We start from the raw sequence: 2,647 nt of genomic DNA, 5'->3' as shown, positions 1-2,647 counted from the left end.
GACCAGCTGGAAGCCGGGCCAGGCAGTTGGGCCGACCCCGTCGATCCTCAGCCCGCGCAACTACGGGCATCGGCCGACAACCGCGCGGCGAGCCGGTGGCGGATCTCCTCGCAGCGGTATCTCTGCCCGGCTTGGTGCCTCTGCTTGCAGGCTGTTGACGACGTGTAGCCGGTTGCACGGTCGCCGTCGAGCGCGTCCCCACGCCGAGCTGCCCCGCAGTCGACTTGGACGGCCCGGTGGCTGCACCCGCTGGCCGACCTGAGCTGAGTCCCGGGGCAATCGCGTGGCTCCGCCGACTGATCAGCATTCGGGCCCGCCCGTAGGTCAACGACGTGATGAGCGCCATCGCCGCTATCGAGCCCTCCTGGGGACCCTGCGGCAGCGCGACTGACCAGCAGCCGCACAGATTCCCGCGAGAGTCGTCCGGCGAAACTACCTAACCGCTGCCCTGGACTGCTCAGGACCGCTCGTCCGCCAGGGGCGCTCGTCGGTCGTCAAGCCTGTGAAGCCGCACCCAACTTCACCCTGAATCGGGCATGGGACCGGAGCAACTCCGCCGTCGCGGCGACCGCCTTTTGCGCCAGCTCCCGGAAAACCGCCCAATAGATGTCCGCGGTGGTGACCGCGCTGGAGTGGGTGATCAAGTTCCTCACTCCCAACAACAGGTGAGAACTTCAACCCCAAGATCCGGAGTTCGGATTCCCGGCAGCCACCAGATCCAGGGATGTGAGGCTTGACCGTGCCCCACATGTGCCTCACATCATCCACGAGGGATCTCGATGTTCGGCTATCTTCCCTGGTCAACCATGGTGGGCCGCCGGGGATTCGAACCCCGAACCTAAGGATTAAAAGTCCTCAGCTCTGCCAATCGAGCATAGAAGTGAGTCGATTAAGCAGCCCTGCGACCTGCCCAGATTCACCAAGCTCAATGCTTTATCGCGTCCACATAGGACGCGGGGTGATCCTGGGGTGATCGTCTGCCGGGCAGGCTATCAGTCCACGAAGACGCTCCGCAATCCTGGAGGGCGGGAACCAATCCGTTGAGGTACAGCATGCCCTGCAGCACGTAGGGTGCGGACGGTGGGCACTACCGCCGGAACGGCCGACGGCCGTCGCGGGCCGCCATGTTGCGGAACGGCTTGAACCAGGCTGACGGGCGGTAGTCACCCATGCCTGCCGCCCGGTTCTCTTCGTTGTCCGGATTCTCGATTCCGTCACGGGCGGCCTCGAACAGGTCGAGAATGTCGGTGTCCTGGAAGAGCACGTCGGTGGCGGTCTCCCAGTCGAAGTCGTCAGGATGATCCGGCAGAGGAGTCGGCGGCTGGTCCATGCCTGCCCACCCGTCGGCGACGGCAGCTTGGGCATCTTCCAGAATCAGGTGTAGCGCCATTTCGTCGGCCGGGCAGGTGGGACGTGGCCGCCGGCCGGCTTCGAGGTCGGTGGTGAGGTCGTCGTAGCATCTGGCCGCTTGCCGACGCCACATAGCGTCTTCCCGCCACGTGACCCGCGGATAGCGCGAGAACGCCCCCCATTCGCGTTCGTCTGAAATCGGCTCGTCGCCGTGTTCGATCACGTCGTCGTAGGCGTGGTCAGCGAGAATCTGCGCGACCGTCCACAGGGCCAACGCGGTCCTGGGGGTGAGCTGCCATCCAGAGCATCGCTCACAGGCCGGTTGGCCGCATCGACACACCGAGAACAGTTGCGCGAAGTCCGGAACATCGGCTGCGGTCGCCGTGGCGGCGTCGTGCTCCATGACGGTGCTGCTGTCCTCGAGTATCGTCACTCCGTCGATCTCGGGCAGGAGGTCGAGTGGCTCGACCAGCCATTGCAGCGCCGCGAGCAAGTCCGTCTGGAGCTCGGCCCGAGCCTTCGCCCGGTCGGCCTTGCTGACGAAGGCCGTGAGTTCCACGGCCTCCAAGGCTGCGCGCCTCACTGCGGCCTCGTCGGTGACCTCGACGATGACCTCGGCATTGATCTGCAAGCGCTGCTTGTCCACAGCACCGATGCTATCCAAGTTGCCACGACGCGCATGGGCTGCAACGTCGACCAGAGCGCAGCCAGGCACCGCAACCTCAGGCGACCGTAGGTCGCGTGGCATGCCGCCTGCGGGCTATTGCCGCGAGCACGGTGGGCGAGGGTTGATCGTTGATCTCCTCGGGGTCGGGCCGCCATTGGTTGGCGCTGACGATGCCGGGCGGGAGCAGCTCGACGGCGTGGTTCAGGAGCGCGGTGAGCTGGTCGGCGGTGCGCAGCACGATGGGCGTCGGGGTGTCCTGGTAGAGCTGGCACGCGGCGGACTGCTGGTGGAGGCCTTCCACCGTCGCCTCGGGTGTCCAGTGGGAGAGAGCCAGGAAGCTGCCTGGTGACAGTGCGGCGCTGATGCGGCTGACGGCTGCCGCGGCGTCGGCGTCGTCCGGGATGTGTTGCAGTACGTAGCCCAGCAGGACCGCGACCGGTGCGGAGAAGTCGAGCAACGCGGTCACCGCGGGATCAGTGAGGATCTGCTCTGGTTCGCGGAGATCTCCTCTGACTGCCCGAGCGTTCGGGTCGCCGGCCAGCATGCTTTCGGCTTGCTCTACGGCGACCGGGTCGATATCGACGTAGACGACTCGGGCGGTCGGGTCGGTTTCGCGGGCGGTCTCGTGGG

At 66.1% G+C, this 2,647-nt stretch carries 2 protein-coding genes and 1 tRNA gene; all 3 read right to left on the bottom strand.

The features are described from left to right. Window positions 1-807 precede the first annotated feature (807 nt). Window positions 808-900, bottom strand: a tRNA-Lys gene (locus tag DMB66_RS59535). 187 nt (window positions 901-1,087) lie between these two features. After that, entirely contained in the window at window positions 1,088-1,996 is a 909-nt protein-coding gene (locus tag DMB66_RS59530; protein ID WP_125812667.1) for a hypothetical protein, read from the bottom strand. A 76-nt stretch (window positions 1,997-2,072) separates the two neighbouring features. After that, window positions 2,073-2,647 (bottom strand): SAM-dependent methyltransferase (locus DMB66_RS59525; protein ID WP_125812666.1); only part of this gene is annotated, 575 nt, incomplete at its 5' end.

It is taken from the genome of Actinoplanes sp. ATCC 53533, assembly GCF_003947245.1.
The sequence above is the reverse complement of the archived record's forward strand: the minus strand, read 5'-3'. Positions and strand labels throughout refer to the sequence as shown.